Annotated in this window: 4 protein-coding genes and 1 pseudogene; all 5 read left to right on the forward strand. The window is 46.0% G+C overall.

What is annotated here, in order from left to right; genetic code table 11:
- Positions 1 to 1,228, forward strand: a pseudogene (locus JKY90_03715) (nickel-dependent hydrogenase large subunit).
- A gap of 139 nt (positions 1,229 to 1,367) precedes the next feature.
- On the forward strand, positions 1,368 to 1,634 hold the full coding sequence (locus tag JKY90_03720) for a hypothetical protein (GenBank protein MBL4851373.1): 267 nt from the start codon (positions 1,368 to 1,370) through the stop codon (positions 1,632 to 1,634).
- A gap of 27 nt (positions 1,635 to 1,661) precedes the next feature.
- Positions 1,662 to 2,018, forward strand: a complete 357-nt coding sequence (locus JKY90_03725) for a hypothetical protein (protein MBL4851374.1) — start codon at positions 1,662 to 1,664, stop codon at positions 2,016 to 2,018.
- Between the two features lie 68 nt (positions 2,019 to 2,086).
- Positions 2,087 to 2,719 carry an OmpW family protein gene (locus tag JKY90_03730; protein ID MBL4851375.1) on the forward strand — a complete coding sequence of 211 codons (633 nt, stop codon included), beginning with the start codon at positions 2,087 to 2,089 and terminating at the stop codon, positions 2,717 to 2,719.
- Between the two features lie 190 nt (positions 2,720 to 2,909).
- Complete coding sequence (locus JKY90_03735) at positions 2,910 to 3,647, forward strand: YkgJ family cysteine cluster protein (GenBank protein MBL4851376.1); 738 nt, start codon at positions 2,910 to 2,912, stop codon at positions 3,645 to 3,647.
- Positions 3,648 to 3,766: the final 119 nt, after the last annotated feature.

The raw sequence follows: 3,766 nt of genomic DNA on the forward strand, positions 1-3,766 counted from the left end.
AGAACAGTCCTTTTTATGAAGAAGCGGTAAAACGTTGGGCACCCTTTACCGGTACTAACTACGAGTTAGGTGTCACCATCTCAGGGCGGCCTGTAGAAATTTACGCGATGTTAGGTGGCCAGTGGCCGCACTCAAGCTTCATGGTGCCCGGTGGCGTAATGTGTTCACCGACATTAACTGATGTGACGCGTTCATGGGGTATTCTCGAACATTTTCGTACCAACTGGATTGAGCCAATGTGGTTAGGTTGTTCGTTGGAACGTTATGAAGAAATTCAAACCTATGATGATTTCATGGCATGGCTGGATGAAAAACCAGAGCATGCAAATTCTGACCTTGGCATGATGTGGCGTATGGGCTGTGATATCGGTCTGATAAATACGGTAAAGGTCTGGATAAATTTATCTCCTGGGGTTATTTGCCGCACGAAGAGAAATACAATAAACCTACCATCGATAGTCGTAATCAATCTGTTCAAATGCCGGGTGGTGTTTTTGATGGTGCTACTGGCACTTACAAACATATGGATCAGAAGATGACGCGTGAAGATGTTACTCATGCATGGTATGACGAAGGGGGTGGTGCTAAACACCCGTTTGATCGTACGACGAAGCCAATATCCAATAATGAGCATGATTTTGAGAAAAACTATTCATGGTCTACGGCAACTTTGCACGCAGAAAATGGCCACCTTGAAGCAGGTCCATTGGCGCGTGAATTGATTTACGGCGGCGATCACATGGAAGACTGGCAGTACAGTGACGGTTTGGTTCTGGATATGTACAAGAACATGGGCGGTGCAAATGTGCTGTTGCGTCATTTTGCACGTATGCATGAGGTTAAATATATCTACCGTCAAATGGAACGTTGTTTACGTGAATTGCGTTTAGATGAGCCTTTTTATATCAAACCTAAAGAACAAGATGGTCAGGGCTGGGGTGCAACCGAAGCGATTCGTGGTGCGTTGTGTCACTGGATTGAAGTTGAAGGCGGTAAGATCAAGAACTACCAGATTATTGCGCCAACAACCTGGAATGTCGGTCCGCGTAGCGAAGCGGAAGAGCGCGGTCCAATCGAAGAAGCGTTGATCGGTACGCCGATCGCTGATCCAAGCGACCCGGTTGAAGTAGGTCATGTGGCGCGTTCTTATGATTCCTGTTTGGTTTGTACCGTGCATGCGCATGATGCTAAGACGGGTAAAGAGCTTTCACGTTTTAAAACATCCTAAGGTGTGATATCAATCGGGTGTCCGCTTAGCCGTAGCGGTGGTCGCTCGATTTCTAATCTTAGCGCTAAGAATAAAACTATGAGGTGTTATCGTGAGTGATGCAGATGACGATGCGTTACGCGACCGCATTGGTCGCTTAATGGCCAACGGTTTGGAAACCAAAACCGAACCTTTCCCTGAAGACAATATTCAATTCGAACAAGTTCTTGTTGAGTTAAGAGAGTTGGATCCAGACGCGCTTGAAGAGAAGTTGGTGGTCTCTGGGTTTGTGGATAAACCTTACGGCGAAGATGAACAACGCTGTTTGGAGTGCATGTACTATTTGGTGCACAGAAAATGGTGTGATTTACCCGAACTCGCTGTACCGGTCGAAGCGGAATGGTGGTGTCGGTTGTGGCGGATTTGATCAGCGACAGTTCGCGTAGGCTTTACTGTGGGCGAAACTGAAACCGCTTCGCCAGAGCAAGTTAAAGCGGACGATTCCCTTCGGAAAGTACTTGAGAATAAATTAAACAATGGGCTAAAGACCGAGATTGAACCACGTGCTTACAGCAGCGAGGAAGTCAACGAGGTCGTGGCGCAATTACAAACACTGGAAGAGGCGGATTACAGCACCAAATTGGTGAATGCCGGTTTCACGCTAACCGCTTATAACCCCGGTGACGATGAGGATGATGATCAGGCCTGTGAGACCTGTATGTATTTTCTGGTTCATCGCAAGTTTTGTGAGCTGCCGGAATTGATGTTGCCTGTTGAGGCGCAGTGGTCTTGTCGACTTTGGCGAATATAAAGGCAGTATGTCGGTGGGGTTTGATCTGCAGTCTTGGTTCTATTTTCTAAATAAGAGGAGTTACAAATATGTTAGCTAGAAATAATAAATTAAGTGTGTCAACCAGATGCCTGAGTAGCGCATTATTTTTGGTGTTTGCTATGGCCTTTCAAGGTGCCAATGCAGAGTCATGGAATATCCACACGACTGGGATTATCGTCAATACAAATGCATCTTCCAATAGTGCTGCATCAGGTGGTTCGGATCTTGATTTAAATAATGATATTCGAATCGCAGTTGATGCGACCTATTTTTTTACGCCCCATATAGGTTTGAATGTGCTCGCAACAACACTGAACTTCGATGTTGAATCGGCGGGTACCTCACTCGGGTCGGTCAGTGTTCTGCCGCCTATTTTCACTCTGCAGTATCATTTTTCGCCTGATGATCCAAAGATTCGTCCATATGTAGCAGCCGGGTTTAATTACAATATATTTTACAATGAGAGTGGCACTTTGGATGCCCTGAACGCGGAGGTTGAGGATACGATCGGTTGGGTTATTGGTGGCGGTGCTGATTTTATGCTTACATCGAACATTTCACTCAACGCAGACCTTAAATATCTTATGTTTGACGCTGATGTGACGGTTGGTGGTGTCACAGCGGATGAGTTAGACGTAGATGCCTGGATTCTTGGTGTTGGCATCGGGTACCATTTTTAAAACAGCTCAATAGTCGCTGATTGCCGTAGGGGGTTCGGTTAAATAGATATTTAGATTGAATGCTTCCTGCGGAACACTATTCCCTCCGAAATCCTTTCCATGCAGAGAAATGGCGCGGTTTATTATTTAACCGCGCCATTATTTTTTGGATGCCGATTACTTAACACTGATGTTCAGGTAATATTGAGACTTGGACAATTCTGTCGTCACGAATAACAAAGATAGCGGGCGATTATTTATCATGCAAGAATTTCAAGAAAAACTTCAGGCGGCCTTCGATATTGAAAAAGGTCAAGTCATCAAAGACTGTGAGATAGACGGTAGCGGGGAATCAGTACTCGCTGCGGTTACCCACGCGAATCAGCGGCTTGATGCCACAATGGTGGGCGTACTCGAGCATTCAGGAGCTGTGCTGGATTGTCGGGATGGTTGTGATTATTGTTGTCATTTTAAAGTTGAAGTGGGCGCGGAGGAGGTCTTCGCAATGACGCATTTTGTGGAATCTACGCTAACGCCTGAACAGAAGGACGCAATTCTCAAACGGGCACGGGCTAATAATAAGTTGATATCGACCTTGTCACAGTCGAAACGAATTCAGACTAATATCCCTTGTCCCTTTCTTTCAGATCACTCCTGTTCGGTCTATTCCGTTCGCCCTGCCATGTGTCGGAAACTTCATTCGACTGATGTCAAAGCCTGTAAGCAATCTTTCGATCATCCTGCAGATACTACGGTCTCGAACGCCGAACATCCTGTCGTGTCTGCAATATCAATGACCGCAATTGCAGCCATACGAGAGGGCATCAAAGAGTCTGGGTTTGATGATACGATTTATGATTTGAACGATGTGGTCGTGGATGCTTTCGAAAATCCAAAGTGTGAAAAACGCTGGGGGCAAGGCAAGAAAGCGTTTCCTGGCTGCGGGTAGAGGAAAGTCTTGGCATGACTGTATTGTCAATCATAGGTTGTGGAAACCCCAATAGGTCAGATGATGGCGTTGGTGTCTACGTGATTCAAAAACTGCTGGCATACCACCATGAGAATCCG

The sequence above is a fragment of the Gammaproteobacteria bacterium genome, assembly GCA_016765075.1.
In the GTDB taxonomy this organism is placed as follows: Bacteria; Pseudomonadota; Gammaproteobacteria.